Origin of the sequence: Nocardioides sp. Root122, assembly GCF_001425025.1 — a bacterium.
GTDB lineage: Bacteria > Actinomycetota > Actinomycetes > Propionibacteriales > Nocardioidaceae > Nocardioides.
The window spans coordinates 1-21,570 of the sequence record NZ_LMDE01000001.1; the positions used below are offsets into that span (position 1 = coordinate 1).

Below are 21,570 nucleotides of genomic sequence, written 5' to 3' on the forward strand. Positions count from 1 at the left end.
GCTCTTCCGATCGATGGCCCGCCAGAACCGACGTTCATGCTCACGCGGCAGATCGGGCTTGGTGAACTTCCTCATCACAACTCCTCAGACGAGGTGTTGCGTCACTACCTAGAACTCGCCACCAGACCGTCTCCGCGACCCGCATGCTCTACGACGTCCCGCACCTGCGCACGGTCCACCACGCGGTCCACCAGGACGCGGCGCCCGGCATGTTCATGCGCGCCCCCGGCGAGTTCACCGGCATGTTCGCCCTCGAGACCGCGCTCGACGAGCTCGCGGTGGCCGCCGGCATCGACCCGGTCGAGCTGCGCGTGCGCAACGAGCCGGAGTGGGACCCCGAGACCGGCAAGCCCTTCAGCACCCGCAACCTCGTCGCCTGCCTGCGCGAGGGTGCCGACCTCTTCGGGTGGGGCGACCGCACGCCTCCGGGCGAGCACCGCGACGGCGAGTGGTGCATCGGGCTCGGCGTCGCCAGCGCGACGTACCCCAACCAGCACTTCGTGCCGAACCGGGCCGGGATCCGCTACTCCGGCGGCCGCTGGACGGTGGAGCTGCAGGCCAGCGACATCGGCACGGGTGCGTGGACGATCCTGCCGCAGATCGCGGCCGACACCCTGGGCGTGCCCGTCGACCTCGTCGACGCCGAGATCGGCCGCACCGGGCTGCCCTGGGCGATCATGGCGGGCGGGTCCGTCGGCACCTACGACTGGGGCGACGCCATCGTCGCCGCCGCCACGAAGTTCCGACGCAAGCACGGCGACTCGCCGGAGGACGGGGTACACGAGACCGCCGCGGGCCGGCTGCCCCGGGGTGCGCGCGGCTACTCCCGGCACTCCTTCGGCGCGCACTTCGCCCAGGTGCGGGTCAGCACGGTCACCGGAGAGGTGCGGGTCGACCGGATGCTCGGCGTCTTCGCCGCCGGTCGGATCATCAATCCGCGCACGGCACGCAGCCAGCTGATCGGCGGCATGACGATGGGGCTCTCGGCGGCCCTGCACGAGGAGGGCCACCTCGACGAGCGGTTCGGCCACGTGGTCAACGGCGACCTCGCCGGCTACCACGTCGCCGCGCACGCCGACGTCGTCGGGCTGGAGGCCGTCACCCTCGAGGAGCACGACCCGTGGTTCGGCCGGACCGGCGCCAAGGGCATCGGTGAGCTCGGCATCGTCGGGGCGCCCGCGGCCATCGGCAACGCCGTCTTCAACGCCAGCGGCACGCGCCTGCGCGACCTCCCGTTCACCCCCGACCGGTTGTTCGCCGCCTGGGAGGGGCCCTCGTCCGGTTGAGGTGTCGCGGCTCCGACGCGCCTGTGCGGTTTCCTGACCGGTCGGTCAGGAAGCGGCCTTCGGGGTGAGGCGGAACCCGTGGCGCCTGACTACCGTCCGAAGGACGATGACCGCCACCACCGCCACGACGGCGCCCGTGCTGACGCTGACCTACACCAGCACCGCGCGCGAGCTCTTCACCATCGACCAGCTCGTCGAGCTGGTCGAGCACACGCGCCGCAACAACGAGCGGCTCGGGATCTCCGGGCTGCTGCTCTACAGCGGCGGCAACGTGATCCAGACGCTCGAGGGCGCGCCCGAGACCGTCGACTCGCTCTTCTGGACCATCGCCGACGACCCGCGGCACACCGGCGTACGCCTCCTGGAGCGGCGCGGTCGCACCGACCGGGCCTTCGCCAGCTGGTCGATGGGCTTCCGCCACCTGACCGTGCGCGAGGTCGCCGACACCGCGGGCTACACCGCCTTCGTGCGGCACTCCGTGGGCCGCGACCTCGACACCCACCCGGAGTCGGCCTTCGAGCTGCTCGAGAGGTTCCGCGCGACCGCTGTGTGAGGGTGCGAGCGGGCGGTCGCGCCGGTGGGTACTAGCACCATCGGACAGGTCGCGGGGCCACTCGGTCCCGGGTGAGGCTGGAGCCCTCATCCGAGGAGGACCCCATGAACACCACCCTGAACACCACCCCGCACACCACCCCGCACACCACCCTGAGCACCCACGCGCTCACCCGAGTCGTCGCCGTCGTCGCGGCCACCTCCGTCCTGGGCCTTGCGCCCCTCGCCGTCGCGGCAACCCCCGCCCACGCCGGAGGAGCCGCCCCCACGCTCCGCTCCGGCGGCGACGACGACCCGCCCGGTGACGACCACGGTGGCCGCGGCGGCGACGACAGCACCCACGACAGCACCGACGACAACGGCACCCACGACAACGGTGACGACAACGGCGGCCTCCGCGGCGGCGACGACCGCGTCATCACCACCGGCTCGTGCTCCGCGGGCGCGGACTGGAAGCTCAAGGTCAAGACCGACGACGGCCGCCTCGAGGTCGAGGTCGAGGTCGACAGCAACCGGGCCGGCCAGACCTGGGCCTGGACGCTGCGCCACAACGGGTCGGTCAGCGCCCGGGGCACCTCGACCACGACCGCCCGCAGCGGCTCCTTCGACGTCGAGCGCAAGATCGTGAACCTCGCCGGGACCGATCGCGTCGTGTTCCGCGCGACGTACGCCGGTCAGACCTGCCGAGGTGTGGTCAACTTCTGACATCGGAGGAGGTCCCATGCGCTGGCTGACGAATCCCGTGGTCCAGTTCCTGGCCGCGGGATTCGTCGCGCTGGTGATCGTGGTCCTGGCGACGAGCGCGCTGAGCCGCGACGCCGCCGACGAGGAGGCCATCCACGACGCCCGGACGCTGACCACGGTGCTCGGGCGCTCGGTCGCGCAGCCCGCCGTCCCGCGCGGGCTGGTCGACGGCGACGCGGCGGCGATCGACCGGATGGACTGGCACGTGCTCGACCGGCTCCTGGTCGGCGACGTGCGCCGGATCAAGATCTGGGCCGCCGACGGAACCGTGCTCTACAGCGACCGCACCGAGCTGATCGGGGCGACCTACCCGCTCGACGAGGAGGAGCTCGACGCGCTCGAGACCGGTGGCACCGACGCCGAGCTCTCCGACCTGGACAAGCCGGAGAACCGCTTCGAGCGCGAGATCGGCGGCGACCTGCTCGAGGTCTACACCCGGATCAGGTCACCCGAGGGTGAGCCACTGCTCTTCGAGGCCTACTTCACCAGCGACCAGATCGAGCGCCAGCGCGAGGAGGTCCTCGGCCGCTTCCTGCCCATCACGCTGGTGGCCCTCATCGGCCTGATGCTGCTGACCACGCCGCTCGTCCTGCTGCTCACCCGGCGGCTGGACCGCGCGGCCCGCGAGCGGGAAGGATTGCTCCAGGCCGCGGTCCGTGCCTCCGACGAGGAGCGGCTGCGCATCGCCCGCGACCTGCACGACGGCGTGGTGCAGGACCTCGCCGGGTCGTCGTACGCCCTCTCGACCGTCGCGTCCCGCCCCACCGTGGACGACGGCGTACGTCGCGAGCTCGACGGTGTCGGTCGCTCGCTCCGCACCAGCATGCGGTCGCTGCGCTCCCTGCTGGTCGAGATCTACCCACCAGACCTGCACACCGGCGGGCTGGCGGCCGCGCTCCACGACGTCGTCGCACCGCTGGCCGCGAGTGGCGCCGCGGTCGACGTCGACGTCAGCGGTGAGGAGTCCGCGAGCGACGCCGCGGTGGCCCTCGTGTGGCGGGTCGCCCAGGAGGGGATCCGCAACGTCGTGCACCACGCCGAGGCCTCGCGCGTCTCGCTGACCGTGCACCGCGAGGACGACCAGCTGGTGCTGGAGATCGTCGATGACGGCCGCGGCTTCGACCCGGCCACGGGTGCCGCGGAGGGTCACTTCGGCCTGCGCACCCTGGACGGACTGGTCCGGCAGTCGGGCGGGACACTGGAGGTCGAGTCAGCTCCCGGTGAGGGGACCACCCTGCGGATGGAGGTGCCGGCCGGATGATCCGGGTGGTGGTGGCCGACGACCACGCTGTCGTGCGCAGCGGGCTGACCGGCCTGATCGAGGGCACCGACGACCTCGAGGTCGTCGCCGTCGCGGCCGACGGCCGTGAGGCCGTCGAGCAGGTACGCTGGCACCGTCCGGACGTCGCGCTGATGGACCTCCAGATGCCCGGGATCGACGGCGTGGAGGCCACCCGCACGATCGTCGCCGAGGGCCTCGGCGCCGAGGTGCTGGTGCTCACCTCCTTCTCCGACCAGGCCCGCATCCACGCCGCCATCGACGCCGGCGCGGTCGGCTACCTCCTCAAGGACGCCGAGCCTGCCGTGCTGCTGGACGGGATCCGCGCCGTCGCGCGGGGGGAGTCGCCGATCGACCCACGCGCCGCGCGGCACCTGCTGGCCGCGCGTCCCTCTGACGGGAGCGAGGCGGTCGGTGAGCTCTCGCCCCGTGAGACAGAGGTGCTGCGCCTGGTGGTCGAGGGCCTGCTGAACAAGCAGATCGCCCAACGGCTCGGGGTCACCGAGCGCACGGTCAAGGCGCACCTCACCTCCGTCTACCAGCGCATCGGGGTCGCCGACCGCACGCAGGCCGCGCTCTGGGCGCAGCGGCACGGGTTGGTCGACCCCTCGTGACGGCTTCACCGGCCTGTCTAGTGTCGGTCGTATGAAGACACGCACTCTCGGAACCACCCAGGTCGGCGCGATCGGTCTCGGCCTGATGACCTTCGACCAGTCGGGCACCCAGCCCCGCCAGCAGCTCCTCGACACCGTCACGGCCGCGCTCGACGCGGGTGTCACGCTCTTCGACACCGCCGACGCCTATGGTCCGGGCGACGAGAAGGGCGCCGGCGCCCAGGGCGAGAACGAGCGCCTGATCGCCTCCATCCTCGACGAGCTCGGGGTCCGCGACCGGGTGTTCCTCGCGACCAAGGGCGGCCACGTCCGCACCGACGGCGGCCGGTGGGAGACCGACAGCTCGGCCGAGCACCTGCGCCGGTCCGTCGACGACAGCCTGCAGCGTCTCGGCGTCGAGCAGCTGTCCCTCTGGCAGCACCACCGCCCCGACCCGAACGTCCCCTACGACGAGGTGATCGGCACCGTCAAGGAGATCGCCGACAGCGGCAAGGTCGCCCACGTCGGGCTCTCCAACGCAGACCCCGAGCAGATCCGGGCGGCGCACGCCGTGCTCGGCGACCGGTTGATCAGCGTGCAGAACCAGTTCTCCCCGGCCTTCCGCAGCTCGCGCCCCGAGATCGACGTGTGCGAGGAGCTCGGCCTGGCGTTCCTGCCGTGGAGCCCGCTCGGCGGCCTGTCCGATGCCAAGGAGCTCGCCGACAAGCACCCGGCCTTCGCCCGGATCGCCCAGTCGCGGGGCGTCAGCGCTCAGCAGGTCGCGCTGGCCTGGGAGCTCGCGCAGTCCCCGGTCGTCATCCCGATCCCCGGAGCCAAGCGGCCATCGTCGATCAGCGACTCGGCCGCCGCGGCCGACCTGGAGCTGACCGCCGACGAGCTCGCCGCCCTCGACGCGGGCTGAGCGATGACGCGCCCCCTGCTCGTCCGCGCGGTGGACACCGTATTGGACCGATCGCTGGTGCTGGGCTACACCACGATCGGGCTGGCGGTCCGCCGGGCTCTGCCGGGTTGGCCGGCCGACCCGCCCGCCGGGGCGTTGGTCGGCCGGCACGTGCTGGTCACGGGCGCGAGCTCCGGGCTCGGCGCAGCCACGGCCGAGGGGCTCGCGGGCCTCGGCGCTGTCGTCCACATGGTCGTGCGCGACGAGGCCAAGGGGGCGGCGGTCGCCGACCGGATCCGGGCGACGCACCCCGGTGCCGAGCTCCGGCTCTGGCGGTGCGACGTCGCCGACCTCGACGACGTGCGACGCTTCGCGGAGGCCTTCGCAGCCGAGGTCGGGGAGCTGCACGCCGTCGTCCACAACGCCGGCGTCATGCCGCCGACGCGCACGGAGTCGCCGCAGGGGCACGAGCTGAGCATGGCCGTTCACCTGATCGGCCCGGTCGTGATGACCGAGGCGCTGCGCGGTCCCCTCGCCGCCGGCGGAGGTGGTCGCGTGGTCCTGGTGAGCAGCGGCGGGATGTACGGCCAGCCGCTCCGGGCCGACGACCCGGGCTTCCAGCGCGGTGACTACTCGCCCACCACGTCGTACGCCCGCTCCAAGCGCTGGCAGGTCGAGATGGCCCCGCTGCTCGCCGAGCGCTGGGCGGCGGACGGCATCATCGTGGCGACCATGCACCCGGGCTGGGCGGACACGCCCGGCGTGCAGGAGTCGCTGCCGCGCTTCCGGGCGATCACCCGGCCGGTGCTGCGCGACGACGCGCAGGGCGCCGACACCAGCGTCTGGCTGACCGCGGTCGAGCCGCCGCCGCCGACCGGGCGCTTCTGGCACGACCGGGTCGAGCGCCCGACCAGCCTGCTGCCCTCGACCCGACCCGACGGCCCGACCCGTGACCGGGCGTGGGCCTGGCTGCGGGACGCTGCTGCCCTCACCTGACGTCGTACGACGTCTAGGGTGGCGCGGTGCTGAGCCTGCAGATCGACAACGCCCGCATCGCCGACCTCGAGCCCTGGCACGCCGAGCAGCTCGCCGCGCTGATGCGCACGCACGGTGCCGACTTCTACGACTGGCTGCCGTGGGAGGGGTTCGAGCAGGTCGAGGCCGCGCGCGGCTTCCTCGAGGGCTTCGCGAAGTCGCGCGGCGAGACCGGCCGCCGCATCTACGGCATCTGGATCGATGACGACCTCGTCGGCGCGACCCTGTTCCCCAGCTTCAACGCCCGCTCGGGCACGGCCGAGGTCGGCGTCCTCATCGCCTCGGTCGCACGGGGTCGCGGCATCGTGACCCGGGTCGTCGCGGCGATGCTCGACTGGGCGTTCGCCGAGCGCGGCGTGCACCGGGTGGAGTGGAAGTGCGCGCCCGGCAACGAGCCGAGCCGCCGGATGGCGCGGCGCCTGGGGTTCACGCACGAGGGCACCCTGCGCGAGGCGTTCCCGGTGCGCGAGGAGCGCCAGGACCTCGAGGTCTGGGCCCTGCTGGCACGCGAGTGGCACGGCCTGCCGACGCGCACCTGACGTCGTACGCCTTGGGTAGTCCAGTGACCTCTGGCTGTGGATCGGCCGTCCAGGCGACCATTCGCCACTGGACTACCCGGACCGGCCGCCAAAAAACTTGACTCGTTCAAGAAAAGGGGGCAGGGTGGCGGTGATGGACGACACCACCGACGCTGACTACGAGCACCTGCTCCGCGGGGCCGACCTGCGGGTCACCCGGCCGCGCCTGGCCGTGCTCCGCGCCGTACGTCGTCAGCCGCACGCCGACACGGGCAGCGTCCTGACCGCTGTCCGGGCCGAGGAGCCGACGGTCTCCCACCAGGCGGTCTACGACGTGCTCGGCGCGCTCACCGACGCCGGGCTCGTGCGCCGGATCCAGCCGGCCGGGTCGGTGGCCCGCTACGAGCTCCGCGTCGGCGACAACCACCACCACGTCGTGTGCCGCTCCTGCGGTGCGGTCGCCGACGTCGACTGCGCCGTCGGCCACACGCCGTGCCTCACCGCCTCCGACTCCCACGGCTTCGTCGTCGACGAGGCCGAGGTGACCTACTGGGGCACCTGCTCCGACTGCACCACCCGTCCGTCCAGCCCCTCGTGACACCGATCGCCCGCCCGGAAGGAAAGCCATGACCGACAACCAGGACAGCAGCGCACCCGAGAGCCCCCAGGGGGTGGACCGCAAGGCCGAGTCCGGGTGCCCCGTGATGCACGACTCCGCGACCGCCCAGGGCAGCGAGAGCGAGAACCCGGCGATCGACTCGCCCGAGCCGAAGACCGGTGGCCGCCCGCACGGCCTCAAGGACTGGTGGCCCAACATGCTGGACCTGTCGGTCCTGCACGCCCACTCCCCGAAGGGCAACCCGCTCGGCGCCGACTTCGACTACGCGAAGGCCTTCGAGGGCCTCGACGTCGAGGCCCTCAAGCGCGACCTCGTCGAGGTCATGCACACCTCCCAGGACTGGTGGCCCGCCGACTTCGGCCACTACGGCGGCCTGTTCGTGCGGATGAGCTGGCACGCGGCCGGGACCTACCGGATCTACGACGGTCGCGGTGGCGCCGGTGACGGCGGACAGCGCTTCGCGCCGCTCAACAGCTGGCCCGACAACGCCAACCTCGACAAGGCGCGCCGCCTGCTGTGGCCGGTGAAGCAGAAGTACGGCCAGAAGATCTCGTGGGCCGACCTGCTCGTACTCGCCGGCACCGTGGCGATGGAGGACATGGGCTTCGAGAACTTCGGCTTCGCCTTCGGCCGCCAGGACGTGTGGGAGCCCGAGGAGATCTTCTGGGGTCCTGAGGACACCTGGCTCGGCGACGAGCGCTACACCGACGAGCGCACCCTCGAGGAGTCCCTCGGCGCGGTCCAGATGGGCCTGATCTACGTCAACCCCGAGGGCCCCAACGGCAACCCCGACCCGGTCGCCTCGGCCCGCGACATCCGCGACACGTTCGCCCGGATGGCGATGAACGACGAGGAGACGGTCGCGCTGATCGCCGGCGGCCACACCTTCGGCAAGACGCACGGCGCCGGCGACGCCGACCTCGTCGGCCCCGAGCCCGAGGGCGCGCCCCTCGAGAACCAGGGCCTGGGCTGGAAGAGCGAGTACGGCAGTGGCAAGGCCGGTGATACCATCACGTCCGGCCTCGAGGTGACGTGGACCTACCACCCGACCCGCTGGGACAACGAGTTCTTCCACATCCTCTACGCCTACGACTGGGAGCTCATGGAGTCCCCGGCCGGCGCGCACCAGTGGCGACCGAAGAACGGCGCCGGCTCCGACATGGTCCCGGGCGCCCACGAGGGCGACCCGCGTCGCGAGCCCCGCATGCTCACCTCCGACCTCGCGCTGCGCTTCGACCCGGAGTACGACAAGATCTCGCGGCGGTTCAAGGAGAACCCCGAAGAGTTCCGCCTCGCCTTCGCCAAGGCCTGGTACAAGCTCCTCCACCGCGACATGGGGCCGGTCTCGCGCTACCTCGGTCCGTGGGTCCCCGAGGCCCAGCTGTGGCAGGACCCGGTCCCGGCCGTCGAGGGCGAGCTCGTCTCCGACGCCGACGTCGCAACCCTCAAGGACGCGGTCCTCGGCTCCGGCCTCTCGGTCGCCGACCTCGTCTCGACCGCCTGGGCCTCCGCGGCGACGTTCCGCACCACCGACAAGCGCGGTGGCGCCAACGGCGCCCGGATCCGCCTGGAGCCGCAGCGCGGCTGGGCGGTCAACCAGCCCGAGCAGCTCGAGCGCGTCCTTGCGGCCCTCGAGTCCGTGCGTGACGACTTCAACGGTCGCGGCGGCGCCCAGGTGTCCCTGGCCGACCTCATCGTGCTGGGCGGTTCGGCAGCGATCGAGAAGGCCGCCCGCGACGCCGGCGTCGAGGTCACCGTGCCGTTCCACCCCGGACGCACGGACGCCACGCAGGAGCAGACCGACGTGGACTCCTTCCGCGTCCTCGAGCCCCGCGCCGACGGCTTCCGCAACTACGTGCGCCCCGGCGAGAAGCTCCAGCCCGAGAAGCTCCTGGTCGACCGCGCCTACATGCTCGGCCTCTCCGCGCCGCAGATGACGGCGCTCGTCGGCGGCCTGCGGGCGATCGGCACCAACCACGGCGGCACCGCCCACGGTGTGCTGACCGACCGGCCGGGCGTGCTGAGCAACGACTTCTTCGTCAACCTGCTCTCGCCCGGCACGCAGTGGAAGGTCTCCCAGCAGGAGGAGAACGTCTACGAGATCCAGGACCTCGACGGCACGGTGAAGTGGACCGCCACGCCGGTCGACCTCGTCTTCGGCTCCAACTCCCAGCTCCGCGCGCTGGCCGAGGTCTACGCCAGCGACGACGCCACCGAGAAGTTCGTCCACGACTTCGTGGCGGCGTGGACCCACGTCATGGACAACGACAGGTTCGACCTGCACGCCTGATGCACTGAGCGCGCAGCCCGGGTCTCGTGACGGGACCCGGGCTGCTGCGCTCCCGGACGTCGTACGACGCGGGGTCGGTCAGGTCCCGTGACCCCCGTCGGCGACGGCCTCGTCGCCGACCCGGATCGTGCCCGAGGAGAGCAGCCGGAAGACGGTGCCGCCGCGCGGTGACCTCAGCGCCTGCATGGCTCCCGGTCCGAGGTCGTCGTCGAGGAGCCGGCACGGGGCGGCGATGCGGACGACCTCGAGCTCGACGTCGCCGATCCGCAGGCGCTCGCCGGGACGGGTGGGGAGCGGGCCGTGGGTGAGGGTGAGGTTGCGCCTGGTCAGGCCCGGGTCGACCGGCCGGCCCAGTGCCTCGGCAGCCGCGGCCAGGTCGTCGAGCGCCTGCACGGTGACGTGGCGGTGCCGGGTCCCGTGGTAGCGGTCGCCGACCAGTCCCACGCCGGCCTCTGCCTGCACCGAGTCGACCGACCTCGTCGGCAGCCGCCGGCCGGGCGCGACGTGGATGGCGTGGACGAGGGGCGGAGCCGGGGAAACCACGCTGCGACCGTACGTCGTGGGCGGGCATGATCACGACCATGACGACGGACCCGAAGGCCGACCTCCAGCGCTACCTCCGCACCGCCCGGGAGGCGCTGCTGTGGAAGCTCGACGGCGTGGCGGAGCGCGACCTGCGCCTGCCCCGCACGCCGACCGGCACCAACCTCCTCGGCATCGTGCGCCACGTGGCCAACGTGGAGATCGGCTACTTCGGACCGACGTTCGGTCGCGCGTGGCCCGACCCCGACCACCCGCTCGTCGTGGACGACGCGGACTACGAGGCCGACCCGCAGGCGGACTGGTGGGTCCCGGCGGAGGTCTCGGCGGTCGAGGTCGTCGACTTCTACCGCCGGGTGATGGACTTCGCGGACGCCACCATCGAGGCGTTGCCGCTCGATGCGGCGGGCTCGGTGTCGTGGTGGGGCGACGAGGAGGTCTCCCTCCATCTCGTCGTCACGCACGTCATCGCCGACATCACCCGCCATGCCGGGCACGCCGACATCCTGCGCGAGGAGATCGACGGCTCCGCAGGCCTGCGCTCCGACGTCTCGAACCTGCCCGACGACGTGGACTGGGCGGCGTACGTCACCCGGCTGCGGCAGGTCGCGGAGCAGTTCCCGGCCTCGTGACCCCGGGCGCGCGACTCAGCCCGCGGTGTCGACCAGGGCTTCGACGAGCACCCGCAGCGCCGCGAGCTGGCGGCGCATGTGGGAGGGGTCGCCCGTGGAGCGGCACAGGATGAAGGCGCCCTCGAAGGTGACGAAGACGTGGTCGGCCAGGGCGGCGAGGTCGTGGCCGGTGTCGCCGAGGGCGTCGCGCAGGAGAGTGGCGATCGCCTCGCGCCAGGCGACGACAGCGCCGAGGATGGCGCCGGTCGACTCGGGGCCGGCGAGCTGGCGCTCCGTCAGCACCGAGACGTAGAGGCAGTTGGACTGCGCCGACATGATCTCGTCGCCGCGGCCCTCGAAGTGGCGCACGAACTCCACGATCCGCGCCCGGGGGTCGTCGAGGTGGGCGACGGCGTCGAGGCCGTCGTGCAGCGTCTGGACGTCGTGCGACGCGTAGCGCTCGACGAGCTGCTCGCCGAGGTCGGCCTTGGAGGTGAAGTGGTGGAAGAAGGCACCCTTCGACGACCCGGCCTCGGCGATGACCTGGTCGACCGACGTCGCGGCGAAGCCGTTGTCGGTGACCAGGCGCTCGGCGGCGTCGAGCAACCGGATGCGGGTGGCGGTTCCGTCGCGTGGCATGACACCACTTGTACCAGACCGGACGGTCTGCTAAAACAGACCAATCAGTCTGAAACCTTCGGGAGGGTCCGATGACCACAGGTTCGATGGGTGCAGGTTCGATGGGTGCAGGTTCGACGGCGGCGGCCTGGCGGCTGCCGGAGGTCGCCGTGGGGTGGGTGACCGACGCGGGCCTGGAGACCGACCTGATCTTCCACCGGGGGATCGACCTGCCGGACTTCGCCGCCTTCCCGCTGGTCGAGGACGAGCACGGCCGCCGGGAGCTGGACAACTACTACCGCGGCTTCGTCGACGTGGCGGCCCGGGCCCGCGCGGGACTGATGCTCGAGACACCGACATGGCGGGCCAGCCCCGACTGGGGCACCCGGCTCGGTTATGACGCCGAGGCGTTGCACAGGGTGAACCGACGTGCCGTGGAGGACCTGCGCGATCTCGCCGACGAGGTGCGCGACACCGTCGCCGCCGCCGTCGTGGGCGGCTCGGTCGGACCACGAGGCGACGCCTACCGCGCCGCCGAGATGGAGGCCGACGAGGCGGCCGACTACCACCGACCGCAGCTGGCCGCCTTCGCCGACGCGGGCGCGGACCTCGCGACGGCGTACACCCTGACGACCGTCGCCGAGGCGGTCGGGATCGTGCGCGCCGCCGCCGACGTCGCCCTGCCGGTCGCCATCGCGTTCACCGTCGAGACCGACGGCCGGCTGCCCGACGGCACGCTGCTCGGCGCCGCGGTCACCGAGCTGGACGAGGCCACCGGCTCCGCCGCCGCGCACCTGCTCGTCAACTGCGCCCACCCCGACCACGTCGCTGCCGGACTCGACGGGGACGCGTCCTGGACCGGTCGGGTCGCCGGGTTGCGGGTGAATTCCTCGCGCCTGAGCCACGCCGAGCTCGACGACGCGGAGGAGCTCGACGAGGGCGACCTCGCCGACCTGGCCGCCATCACGCGGGGCCTGGCCGCCCGGCTGCCGTCCATCCGGATCATCGGCGGGTGCTGCGGGACCGACGTACGCCACGTCGCGGCGATGTGGGCGGACGGGTCGCCCGTCGCCGCCGGTCGGACGGGCACGCAGTAGGCCGGCCGACACCGACCGGGCACTTGGTCCCCGGTCAGGCCGGCATGCGGGCGCGCAGGAACCGCACGGTGCGCTCCATGGCGGCGACGAAGGCCGGCCCGAACGCGTGCCCGTCGTCGTACCACTCGAGCGTCGAGTCGACGCCCGCCTCGGTCAGCGCCCGCTGGGTCGCGCGGGTCCACGCCGGCGGACAGGTGTCGTCGAACCGGCCGTGCGCCAGGAGCACCGGCTCGGTGATCCGGTCGAGCTCGGGCCGCGAGGAGATGCCTTGCCAGAACTCCGGATCGTCGTCGGGCAGGCCGTGGCGGCCGCGGAAGCCCGCCCGCAGCTCGGTGACGGGTGCGTCGGGACGCTGGAAGTGGTCGAAGTTCTGCCCCTCCAGGCTCGAGACCGACGCCCAGGCCACGCCGGCCGCGACCAGCCCGGGCTCGGCCTCCAGCGCCTTGAGCACCACGCCACTGCCCATCGACCGGCCGAACAGCGCGATCCGGGCCGGGTCGACCCGGACGTCGTGCGAGTCGCGCAACGCGTGGACGGCGGCGACGACGTCCGCGCTGTAGCCGAGCCGGACGGCGGTCTCGATGCGTGGGTCGTCGGTGGACTCGGCGTGGTTGCGGTAGTCGACGTGGAGCGCGACGTAGCCGCGATCGGCGAGGAAGCCGCGCTCGCGCGTCATGCCCTGGCCGCGGACGTAGAAGGCCGGGTCGATGTAGCCGTGGGCGAGCACCACGGCGGGGAAGGGTCCCCGCCCCCGCGGCACGTTGAGCACCCCGCTGATCCGCAGCGGTGGCGAGCCGGCGCCCGAGGTCGTCGAGGCGAACGTGACGTCGTACGACGTGTAGGTGGGGGTGCGCTCGCGGACCGCGCCCAGCCGCAGGTCGCCGCCGGTGAGGTCCGCGTCACCGAGCGCCGCCACCGAGATCGGGTGCGGTGGCACCGTCGGCTGGGAGGTCGGCCGGGAGGTCGGCCGGGAGGTCGGCGCCGTGCTCGGCGACCCGGTCGAGGGCCTTGTCGACGGCGAGGCCGGGGAGCCCGTGGGCTCCGGGTCCGCCGAGCAGGCGCCCAGCAGCGGCGCGGCCAGCACGGCCGCCGTGGCCAGCCGGGCGGCTCGCCGCCGGGGAGCGTCCATGCCACCAGTGTGCGGGACCCGACCCAGTCGGACTCGGACCGTCCGGTCACACCTCGCGCCGCCCGATCGTCAGGACGGGTGAGGACCGGACACGAGAGGGTGATCCCATGGACCAGACGGAGATCTTCGAGGCGGAGCGACCGCGCCTCGTCGGCATCGCGACCCGGGTGCTGGCCGACCACGCCGAGGCCGAGGACGTGGTGCAGCAGGCATGGCTCCGGCTCGACCGCGCGGTCAGCCGCGACGACACCGAGATCGACAGCCTGCCCGCCTGGCTGACCACCGTCACCACGCGGCTGTGCCTGGACCGGCTCCGCGCGCGTACGCCGGTCCCGGTCGAGGACGTCGAGCTCGGCGACCGCCCCGACCTCGCGGGCACCGCGCCCGACCCGGCGGAGGACGTCGCGCTCGCCGACACCGTCGGCATCGCGCTGCAGGCGGTCATCGACCGGCTGTCACCGCGCGAGCGGGTCGCCTTCGTGCTGCACGACAGCTTCGGCTTCGAGTTCACCACCATCGCCGCGGTCCTGGACACGACACCCGCGGCGGCCCGCAAGCTAGCCTCGCGGGCCCGTGCGAAGGTCGCCCAGCCGTCGTCCTCCGACGCGCTCGCCGACTGGGAGGTGGTGGACGCCTTCATGGACGCCGCCCGCGGCGGTGACGTCGAGCGGCTGCTCCAGCTGCTGGCGCCCGACGCCGTGGTCGGCGCGGACGAGGCCGCGATCCTCATCGGCACGCCGGCCAGCATCCAGGGCCGAGACGAGGTCGCCAGCTTCTTCAACGGCAGCGCCCAGACCGCGCTCGCGGTGTTCGTCGGCGACCGGCCCGCGTCGGCGTGGTACCTCAAGGGCGAGGCGAAGGTCGTCTTCGACTTCGACGTCGCCGACGGTCAGGTCCGCGGCATCACGTTCCGGGCCGCGCCCGACGTGCTCGCCGAGGTCGTCCGCCGCGACGGCGCCGACCCGCGCTGAGCCGACCGGTCACACCGCCGCCGCCCCGATCGTCAGAAGCGTAGACACCGACCGAGGAGATCCCCATGAAGACCATGACCTGCCGCCAGCTCGGTGGCCCGTGCGACCTCGCCCACCGCGGCAAGACCCACGACGACGTGATCAACGCGCAGGACCAGCACCTCAAGCAGGCCGAGAAGGACGGCGACGCCGCCCACCAGCCCGCCCGCGACGAGATGAAGGGCCGCTGGCGTCACCCGAAGAAGTCGCTGGGCTGGTACCGCGACATGAAGCAGGCCTTCGCCGCCCTCCCCGAGGACTGACGCGGCGGCGGGTCAGCGGGAGCGGCGGTCCGACAGCACCCAGGCGGCGCCGGCGGCTGCCGCGGTGACCCCGAGGACCGAGGGCCAGGTGCCGACCTTCTTGGCGAGCGGGTGCGAGACGCCCATCGCGGTCCAGTACGCCGCGGTGAGGCCGGCCGTGAGCGGCGCGCCGCCGACGGCGTACCACTGGCGCGCGGCCACGACGTTGGCGCCGAGCATCGCGACGCCGCCGAGAGGGCGTACGCCGGTCCGCTGGGCGAGCGCGAAGCCGCCGACGAGGCCGCCGGCGAGCAGGGGGGCGGTGGGGACACGGGTCAGGTCGAGCACTCCTCGAGCCTAGCCAGCGCCCCCACCGCCGTCCCGGCGGAGGTGGCTGCGATCAGTTGTGGCCGACGCGGCCCTTGCTGCCGGCGCCCCAGCAGACCTTCCCCACGCAGTCGATCGCGTGGTAGCCCAGGTCGCTGACCCGCTGCCAGGTGGCACCGCCGTCGCTGGTGATGCTGGACCCGACCGAGCCGTCGTAGTCGCCGGTCGCGACGGCGTGCCGCCAGCCGTGGAGCACGGTGACGTCCTCGCCGACGTGCGTCAGGTCGCCGCCGGTCGTCCAGGTGCGCCCGTTGCGGGTGTACGCCGTGGTGTCGGCGGTGTCCTTGGCATCGGCGAAGTCGCCGCCGACCGCGATGCCCCGGTGCGGGGACGCGAAGGCGCCTGCGAAGCCGCCGGCCGCGTCACCCGCGGGGATGCCGGACTCGACGGCGGTCCAGGTCAGGCCGCGGTCGACCGACTTCAGCACCCGGGACTTCGCACCGCCCGTGATGATGAAGGCCGCGCGCCCGGCCGTGACCAGGCAGTCGCCGCTGGCGGCGAAGCCGAACTCCGCGTCGGAGGCGGGCATGCCCTTCGAGGGCAGCACCTCCCACGTGCGGCCGCGGTCGTCCGTCGACAGGATCCGCAGCTTGCCGTCGACCGGGTCGCTGACGGCGAGGCCGCGACGGCCGCTGCCGTAGAAGGCCATGCAGTCGTAGAACGCCTTCTCGTCGGTGTTGCGGAACGACTCGGTCCACGAGGCGCCGCCGTCGGTCGAGCGGTAGATTCGCGAGGCCTCGCCCGGCCCGATGGCCAGCACGTGGGCGACCTTGCCGTGGACCTCGACGTCGCGGAACGACAGGCCCGCGGTGTCGGCGGGGCTGACGTCGGTCCACGTCTCGCCGCGGTCGGTGGTGCGGAAGACCCGCGCCGGACCGCCATCGGTGAGGCTCTCGCCGGTGACCCAGGCCTCCTTGCGGCTGACCGCCTCCAGGCCGCGGAAGTTCTGGTCGGCGTCGAGGACCGTCTCGGTCCAGCCGTCCTTGAACGGGTCGTGCTTCGCGGGCTTGGCGCCGGCGTGGCCGGGTGCGGCCGAGGTGCTGGCGGGGAGGGTGAGGGCCAGTGCGGTCAGCACTGCCACGGGGATGAGGGTCGCTCCGAGTCGTCGCATCCGGCCACCCTGCTCCGCGGCCTCCCCCTTGTCCAGACCCGACACGGCGGGGGCATGCGGTCCCCGATCGTCCGCAACCGGGCCTAGCGTCGGGGTCATGACGACGGACGAGACGACCGGGCCGGCCGCACCGACGTGGGTCCCACCGTGGTGGGAGCCCCCGCTGGCCGGCACCGAGGTGGAGCACCTCCTGGGTGCGCTGGGCCGCCTGCGCGCGACCTTCCGGTGGAAGACCGACGGCCTGGACGAGGACGCACTCCGGCGACGCCCGCTCCCGTCGGCCCTGTCCCTGGGTGGGCTGCTGCTCCACCTCGCCATCTGCGAGGACTTCATCCTCACCACCAAGCTGCGGGGCGAGGAGCTGGGTGAGCCGTGGCGCTCGATGGGCTGGGACGGCAGCGACGACGAGTGGGAGTTCGAGCGCCCCGGCTCGATGACGGCGAGCGAGCTCTACGCGACGTACGACGAGGCGGTGCTGCGCGCCGAGGACCGCATCGAGGCGGCCCTCGCCGAAGGCGGGCTCGACCTGGTGGCGCACGTCGACGACGGCAACGGCAACCACCCGCGGCTGCGCCGCCTGCTCTTCGACCTGCTGGAGGAGTACGGCCGGCACACCGGCCACGCCGACCTCCTCCGGGAGGCGGTCGACCGGCGGGTCGGCGAGGACCCGCCGGACGGCTGGAGGCCCTGAGAGCGCCCTACTCGGAGGGCTCCGGGGTGTCGACGTCCGCGCACTTCACCTTGGGGTTGATGCCGGTGTAGTTGAGCGGTCCCGCGACGATGTTGAGCGCGATGTCGCTGGCCTCGGAGCAGTTGGTCTTCGCGTCGTCGAAGTAGCCGCGCTGGAAGGCGGCGAAGGCGCCGATGACCAGCCAGATCACCACCAGGATGCTGATGAGTCGTCCCATGGTTCCTCCTCGTGTCGTGCGACCTGTGGGTCGCTCGACCGAGCATCGCGCCGCCGCAGGTGGCGTGCCACCCACCCAGGGGTAGGGCGGGCCCTAGGGTGCGTGCATGACGATCATCGCGGTGGTCCTGGCGGTCGCGGCCGCGCTGCTCCACGTCTACATCTTCGTCCTCGAGGCGTTCCGGTGGAACGAGCCGTCGACGCGCAAGACCTTCGGGGTCACGGAGGCCGACGCCCCGGTGCTGGCCCCGATGGCCTACAACCAGGGGTTCTACAACCTCTTCCTGGCGATCATCACCCTCGTCGGCGTGCTGATGATCGACGCCGAGCACACGACCGGCACCGCCCTCGCCCTGGCCGGCACCGGCTCGATGCTCGCCGCAGCCGTCGTCCTGGTGACCCACGACCGCTCGATGGTGCGGGCGGCGGCCACGCAGGGCACGATCCCGCTGCTGGCCGTGGTCTTCCTGCTGCTGCAGCTCTGAGGGCAGGCCACAGCTCAGGCGGTCGGGGCGACGGCCTTCTGTCGCTCCACCCACGAGTGCACCAGCGAGACCACGGACGCGCCCTCGCCCGTGGCCGACGCCACCCGCTTCATCGAGCCCGACCGGATGTCGCCGCCGGCGAAGATGCCCGGCACGGCCGTGGCGAGGTCCTCGGGCGGCACGTCCTCGTGCCACAGCTCACGGGGGATGTCGCGGCCGGTGACCACGAAACCGCGCTCGTCGCGGAGCACCTCCTCGGGCAGCCATGCACACTCCGGTGCGGCTCCGATGAGCAGGAACAGCCCGCGTGCCTCGACGCGCTCGCGCTGGCCGGTGTCGACGTCCTCGAGGTCGAGCCACGCCAGCTGGCGTACGTCGTCCGGCCCGCCGTCGACGACGCGGGTGGACCCGCGCACGGTGATCCGCGGGTTCCACTCGATCTCGTTGATGAGGTACGACGACATGGTGGCCGCCAGGTCCGGCCGGCGCACCACGATGGTGACCGCCTGTGCGAAGCGCGCCGCGTGGATCGCGGCCTGCCCGGCAGAGTTGCCGCCGCCCACGATGACGACGTGGTCGCCGGCGAGCTCGCGCGCGGCCGCCATGGCCGCGCCGTAGTAGACGCCGCGGCCGACGAGGTCCTCGAGCGACTCCACGCCGAGCCTGCGGTAGTTGACGCCGGTGGCCACGAGGACGGCCCGGGTGTGCACGTCACCGCCCTCGGTGTGGACGATGTGGTGCCCGCCGTCGGTGCACGGGGAGATCCCCGTGGCCGGCCAGCCGGTGAAGAACCGGGTGCCGAAGCGGAGCGCCTGGCCGCGAGCGCGCTGCGCCAGCCGCATGCCGGAGATCCCGCGCGGGAAGCCGAGGTAGTTGCGGATCATCGAGCTGGTGCCCGCCTGCCCGCCGATGGCCTCGGCCTCCAGGCACACCGTGGTGAGGCCCTCGCTCGAGGCATACACGCTCGCCGCCAGTCCTGCCGGTCCGGCACCCACGACGACGAGGTCCACCACCTCGTCGACGTCGATCTCGTCGGGTCGGCCGTAGAGCTGGTTGGCCAGGGCGCGGACGCTCGGGCAGTGGCCGCACCACCCGGTCATCGAGCTGACGACCGGCCAGCGGCCCTCGTCGTCAGGGCACTGGGCGAGGACCTCGCGGCCCACCTCGCTGTCGGGGTGGTGCACGCCGGCGGGCATGCCGACCCGGGCGAGGTAGTCGAGGAGGTCGCGGGTGAGGGTGTCCTTCTCGGGGGTGATGATCCGGACGTTCTCCACCACCGGCGTCCCCACGGTGGCGTTCCACTCGCTGAGCATCTCGCCGACGGCCGCGTGGAACTCCTCGTCACGCGGCCCCTGCGGCATCAGCAGCAGGGCGTCGACCTTGCCGGCCGCGACGGCGTGGCGGAACGTCTGGTTGTCGGCGCGGAAGCGGCTGACGTGGGCCACGAGGAGACGTCGTGCCGTCGGCACGACCTTCCGGGTGCCGCCGATGAGCGTGTGGAGCTTGTCCTGCTCCTTGTCGGTGTCGATCACGAACAGTGCGACCGGGTGGCCGGAGGTCACCAGCCCGGTGGCGGCGGCCTTCGCCGAGGCCTCGTCGCTGACCAGGCGTACGTCGTACTCCCGCTCGTAGCGGGCGAAGGCCTCGCCGAGCTCCGTGGCGTGGTTCGCAGAGGCGATGACGATCGCGGGCGCTCCCATACCCCGGAAGCGTAACCATCCGTGAGTCAGCCGGTGAGGTTGTGGACGTAGCACCAGCGCCAGGACTCGTCCGGCTCGGCGGACTCGATGACCGGGTGGAGGGTGTCGTGGAAGTGGGCGGTGGCGTGCTTGCCGATGGAGGAGTCGCAGCACCCGATGTGGCCGCACTCCAGGCACTGCCGCAGGGACACCCAGCGGATGCCGTCGGCCAGGCAGGCGGCGCAGCCCTCGCCGCGGTCGGTGTCGACCGCCGGATGGGAGTCGAGGTCCTCGCACTGGCGACCGGCGGTGAAGACCAGCGTGCTCGTCCGCGCGCTCTCGCGCGCGTCGGTGCCGGCGTCGAGCATCGACTCCTCGATGTCGAGCATGCCGAGCACCTGGCTCACGACCTCGGACGGGAGCTTGCCCTTGCTGCGCACCAGCAGCACCTTGGCGCGCTCGGCCTCGATCATCTCCCCGCGGATGCGGGCGTAGAGCTCGGACGGTGTCTCCTGGCCGGGCGCCGTCGCGAGCTGCTCCCAGGCCGCGAACGTGCGCTGCTCGAGCCGGGCACGGATCTGGTCGAGGACGCCGTGCTGGTCGTCGTAGTCGAGCTCCTCGAGCCGGGCCAGGCCCGCGTCGGACGCCTGCTGGAGCAGCGCCGCCCGGGCGAGCGCGTCCTCGGCCGGGTCCGGGGGAGGTACGTCGAGCAGCCGGGTGATGAGCGGCAGGGACAGGCCCTGGAGGAACAGCGTGCCGGCCACGACGGTGAAGGCGACCAGCAGCAGCACCTCGCGGTACGGCGCGTCCTCGGGGATGACGAACGCCGCGGCCAGGGTGACCACGCCGCGCATGCCGGCCCAGCCGAGGAGGAAGGTCCACGCTGGGGGGATGGGGTTGGTGCGGCGCAGGACCCAGGTGACGTACATGTAGACGAGGCGGACGGCGACCACCGTCGCGAGGGTCGCCAGGCAGACCAGCGCGATGCGGCCCTCGGGGAGGGTCGACCGGCGGACGTCCTCGAGGATCCAGTCGAGCTGGAGACCGATCAGGAGGAAGACGGTGTTCTCCAGGACGAAGGCGACGGTGCGCCACGTGATGCGCTCGGTGATGCGCGACTGGGCGGTCTGGATGATCGGCGCCTTGTGGCCGAGCAGCAGCCCGGCCACCACGACCGAGATGACCCCGGACGCGTGGATCTCCTCGGCCGCGACGAAGGCGGCGAACGGCGTCAGGAACGAGATGGCCGTGTCGAGCAGCGGGTCGGTGATCCGCTTGCGCAGCCAGGCGACCAGCAGGAAGGACGCGATGCCGATGAGCACGCCCCCACCGGCCGCGCGGACGAAGTCGATCCCGACCTCGGCCGTCGCCACCCCGCCGGAGAGGGCCGCGACGGCGGTGCGCAGCGTGACGAGGGCGGTGGCGTCGTTGAACAGCGACTCGCCCTCGAGGATCGTCACCACCCGTCGTGGCAGGCCGATCCGGCGGGCGACGGCTGTGGCGGCCACCGCGTCGGGAGGCGCGACCACCGCGCCGATCGCGATCGCGGCGGCCCAGCCGATGCCGGGCACCAGCCACTCCACGACCGCCGCGACCGCCAGCGCGGTGACCCCGACGAGCACCACGGAGAGCCGCAGGATGGTGCCGCGGTTGGCGTTGAAGTCGACCAGCGAGGTCTGGATGGCCGCGGCGTAGAGCAGGGGCGGCAGCAGCCCGAGCAGCACCACCTCGGACTCGAGGTGGATCGTCGGCACGCCGGGGACGTAGGACGCCGCGGCGCCGACGACGATCAGCAGGAGCGGCGCGGGGACGTGCAGGCGGTCGCTGACGGCGGTCGCGGCCAGGACGACGGCCGCCATCGAGACGAGCAGGAGGGCGAGTTCCACCCGGGGATTCTCGCGGGTCCGGCGACCGTCGGTCGAGGAGCCCGCTCAGCT

General features: G+C 72.8%; 24 protein-coding genes and 1 pseudogene. 17 read left to right on the top strand and 8 right to left on the bottom strand.

Annotation, left to right across the window (positions count from 1 at the left end; genetic code table 11):
- Positions 1 to 134 precede the first annotated feature (134 nt).
- The 11 genes and pseudogenes from ASC64_RS23055 to katG form a co-directional block, all read left to right on the top strand.
- Positions 135 to 308 (top strand): annotated as a pseudogene (locus ASC64_RS23055) (molybdopterin cofactor-binding domain-containing protein); the annotation flags it as partial.
- A 3-nt stretch (positions 309 to 311) separates the two neighbouring features.
- Positions 312 to 1,286, top strand: coding sequence for a xanthine dehydrogenase family protein molybdopterin-binding subunit (locus ASC64_RS23060; RefSeq protein WP_308195209.1), 975 nt, complete (start codon positions 312 to 314; stop codon positions 1,284 to 1,286).
- A gap of 106 nt (positions 1,287 to 1,392) precedes the next feature.
- The gene (locus ASC64_RS00010; RefSeq protein ID WP_056905483.1) at positions 1,393 to 1,839 is read left to right on the top strand and encodes a BLUF domain-containing protein; all 447 of its coding nucleotides are present in this window, start codon (positions 1,393 to 1,395) and stop codon (positions 1,837 to 1,839) included.
- 104 nt (positions 1,840 to 1,943) lie between these two features.
- Positions 1,944 to 2,543, top strand: coding sequence for a hypothetical protein (locus ASC64_RS00015; RefSeq protein WP_056905484.1), 600 nt, complete (start codon positions 1,944 to 1,946; stop codon positions 2,541 to 2,543).
- A 16-nt stretch (positions 2,544 to 2,559) separates the two neighbouring features.
- A complete protein-coding gene (locus ASC64_RS00020) occupies positions 2,560 to 3,843 on the top strand; it encodes a sensor histidine kinase (protein WP_056905485.1) in 1,284 nt (427 codons plus the stop codon).
- Entirely contained in the window at positions 3,840 to 4,475 is a 636-nt protein-coding gene (locus ASC64_RS00025) for a response regulator (RefSeq protein ID WP_056905486.1), read from the top strand. The genes ASC64_RS00020 and ASC64_RS00025 overlap by 4 nt, the downstream gene beginning before the upstream one ends.
- A 31-nt stretch (positions 4,476 to 4,506) precedes the next feature.
- Entirely contained in the window at positions 4,507 to 5,376 is an 870-nt protein-coding gene (locus ASC64_RS00030) for an aldo/keto reductase (protein ID WP_056905487.1), read from the top strand.
- Positions 5,377 to 5,406: 30 nt separating this feature from the next.
- On the top strand, positions 5,407 to 6,351 hold the full coding sequence (locus ASC64_RS00035; protein WP_200937420.1) for an SDR family NAD(P)-dependent oxidoreductase: 945 nt from the start codon (positions 5,407 to 5,409) through the stop codon (positions 6,349 to 6,351).
- A 26-nt stretch (positions 6,352 to 6,377) separates the two neighbouring features.
- The gene (locus tag ASC64_RS00040; RefSeq protein ID WP_056905489.1) at positions 6,378 to 6,929 is read left to right on the top strand and encodes a GNAT family N-acetyltransferase; all 552 of its coding nucleotides are present in this window, start codon (positions 6,378 to 6,380) and stop codon (positions 6,927 to 6,929) included.
- 133 nt (positions 6,930 to 7,062) lie between these two features.
- Positions 7,063 to 7,506 (top strand): Fur family transcriptional regulator, encoded by a 444-nt coding sequence (locus tag ASC64_RS00045; protein WP_056905490.1) that lies wholly within the window; start codon positions 7,063 to 7,065, stop codon positions 7,504 to 7,506.
- A gap of 28 nt (positions 7,507 to 7,534) precedes the next feature.
- Positions 7,535 to 9,817, top strand: a complete 2,283-nt coding sequence (gene katG / locus ASC64_RS00050) for a catalase/peroxidase HPI (RefSeq protein WP_056905491.1) — start codon at positions 7,535 to 7,537, stop codon at positions 9,815 to 9,817.
- Between the two features lie 78 nt (positions 9,818 to 9,895).
- Here the strand turns inward: katG and ASC64_RS00055 are convergent, their stop codons facing one another.
- Positions 9,896 to 10,360 carry an MOSC domain-containing protein gene (locus ASC64_RS00055; protein ID WP_056905492.1) on the bottom strand — a complete coding sequence of 155 codons (465 nt, stop codon included), beginning with the start codon at positions 10,358 to 10,360 and terminating at the stop codon, positions 9,896 to 9,898.
- 38 nt (positions 10,361 to 10,398) lie between these two features.
- Here ASC64_RS00055 and ASC64_RS00060 point away from each other — a divergent pair, with 38 nt between their 5' ends.
- On the top strand, positions 10,399 to 10,989 hold the full coding sequence (locus tag ASC64_RS00060) for a DinB family protein (protein ID WP_056906211.1): 591 nt from the start codon (positions 10,399 to 10,401) through the stop codon (positions 10,987 to 10,989).
- 15 nt (positions 10,990 to 11,004) lie between these two features.
- On the opposite strand, the gene ASC64_RS00065 is transcribed toward ASC64_RS00060, so the two are convergent.
- Positions 11,005 to 11,607: a TetR/AcrR family transcriptional regulator gene (locus ASC64_RS00065; protein WP_056905493.1), complete on the bottom strand. Its 603-nt coding sequence runs from the start codon at positions 11,605 to 11,607 to the stop codon at positions 11,005 to 11,007.
- A 101-nt stretch (positions 11,608 to 11,708) separates the two neighbouring features.
- Here ASC64_RS00065 and ASC64_RS00070 point away from each other — a divergent pair, with 101 nt between their 5' ends.
- Entirely contained in the window at positions 11,709 to 12,683 is a 975-nt protein-coding gene (locus ASC64_RS00070) for a homocysteine S-methyltransferase family protein (RefSeq protein ID WP_056905494.1), read from the top strand.
- Between the two features lie 34 nt (positions 12,684 to 12,717).
- Here ASC64_RS00070 and ASC64_RS00075 read toward each other — a convergent pair whose 3' ends face one another.
- Positions 12,718 to 13,812 carry a prolyl oligopeptidase family serine peptidase gene (locus ASC64_RS00075; protein ID WP_082550073.1) on the bottom strand — a complete coding sequence of 365 codons (1,095 nt, stop codon included), beginning with the start codon at positions 13,810 to 13,812 and terminating at the stop codon, positions 12,718 to 12,720.
- Positions 13,813 to 13,919: 107 nt separating this feature from the next.
- Here ASC64_RS00075 and ASC64_RS00080 point away from each other — a divergent pair, with 107 nt between their 5' ends.
- Positions 13,920 to 14,783 carry a sigma-70 family RNA polymerase sigma factor gene (locus ASC64_RS00080; RefSeq protein ID WP_056905495.1) on the top strand — a complete coding sequence of 288 codons (864 nt, stop codon included), beginning with the start codon at positions 13,920 to 13,922 and terminating at the stop codon, positions 14,781 to 14,783.
- Between the two features lie 65 nt (positions 14,784 to 14,848).
- Positions 14,849 to 15,085, top strand: a complete 237-nt coding sequence (locus ASC64_RS00085) for a DUF1059 domain-containing protein (RefSeq protein WP_056905496.1) — start codon at positions 14,849 to 14,851, stop codon at positions 15,083 to 15,085.
- A 12-nt stretch (positions 15,086 to 15,097) separates the two neighbouring features.
- On the opposite strand, the gene ASC64_RS00090 is transcribed toward ASC64_RS00085, so the two are convergent.
- Both ASC64_RS00090 and ASC64_RS00095 read right to left on the bottom strand, forming a co-directional pair.
- Positions 15,098 to 15,412 (bottom strand): hypothetical protein, encoded by a 315-nt coding sequence (locus ASC64_RS00090; protein ID WP_056905497.1) that lies wholly within the window; start codon positions 15,410 to 15,412, stop codon positions 15,098 to 15,100.
- Between the two features lie 52 nt (positions 15,413 to 15,464).
- On the bottom strand, positions 15,465 to 16,562 hold the full coding sequence (locus tag ASC64_RS00095; RefSeq protein WP_082550178.1) for a hypothetical protein: 1,098 nt from the start codon (positions 16,560 to 16,562) through the stop codon (positions 15,465 to 15,467).
- A 97-nt stretch (positions 16,563 to 16,659) separates the two neighbouring features.
- Between ASC64_RS00095 and ASC64_RS00100 the strand changes: the two genes are divergently transcribed.
- Positions 16,660 to 17,253 (top strand): mycothiol transferase, encoded by a 594-nt coding sequence (locus tag ASC64_RS00100; protein ID WP_056905498.1) that lies wholly within the window; start codon positions 16,660 to 16,662, stop codon positions 17,251 to 17,253.
- Positions 17,254 to 17,260: 7 nt separating this feature from the next.
- Here ASC64_RS00100 and ASC64_RS00105 read toward each other — a convergent pair whose 3' ends face one another.
- Positions 17,261 to 17,470 (bottom strand): hypothetical protein, encoded by a 210-nt coding sequence (locus tag ASC64_RS00105; RefSeq protein WP_056905499.1) that lies wholly within the window; start codon positions 17,468 to 17,470, stop codon positions 17,261 to 17,263.
- A 106-nt stretch (positions 17,471 to 17,576) separates the two neighbouring features.
- On the opposite strand from ASC64_RS00105, the gene ASC64_RS00110 reads away from it, so the two are divergent.
- Positions 17,577 to 17,954 (top strand): DUF1304 domain-containing protein, encoded by a 378-nt coding sequence (locus ASC64_RS00110; RefSeq protein WP_056905500.1) that lies wholly within the window; start codon positions 17,577 to 17,579, stop codon positions 17,952 to 17,954.
- Positions 17,955 to 17,968: 14 nt separating this feature from the next.
- On the opposite strand, the gene ASC64_RS00115 is transcribed toward ASC64_RS00110, so the two are convergent.
- Together ASC64_RS00115 and ASC64_RS00120 are read right to left on the bottom strand one after the other, a co-directional pair.
- Complete coding sequence (locus ASC64_RS00115) at positions 17,969 to 19,654, bottom strand: FAD-dependent oxidoreductase (protein WP_056905501.1); 1,686 nt, start codon at positions 19,652 to 19,654, stop codon at positions 17,969 to 17,971.
- A 26-nt stretch (positions 19,655 to 19,680) separates the two neighbouring features.
- Positions 19,681 to 21,519 carry a Na+/H+ antiporter gene (locus ASC64_RS00120; protein ID WP_056905502.1) on the bottom strand — a complete coding sequence of 613 codons (1,839 nt, stop codon included), beginning with the start codon at positions 21,517 to 21,519 and terminating at the stop codon, positions 19,681 to 19,683.
- Positions 21,520 to 21,570 lie beyond the last annotated feature (51 nt).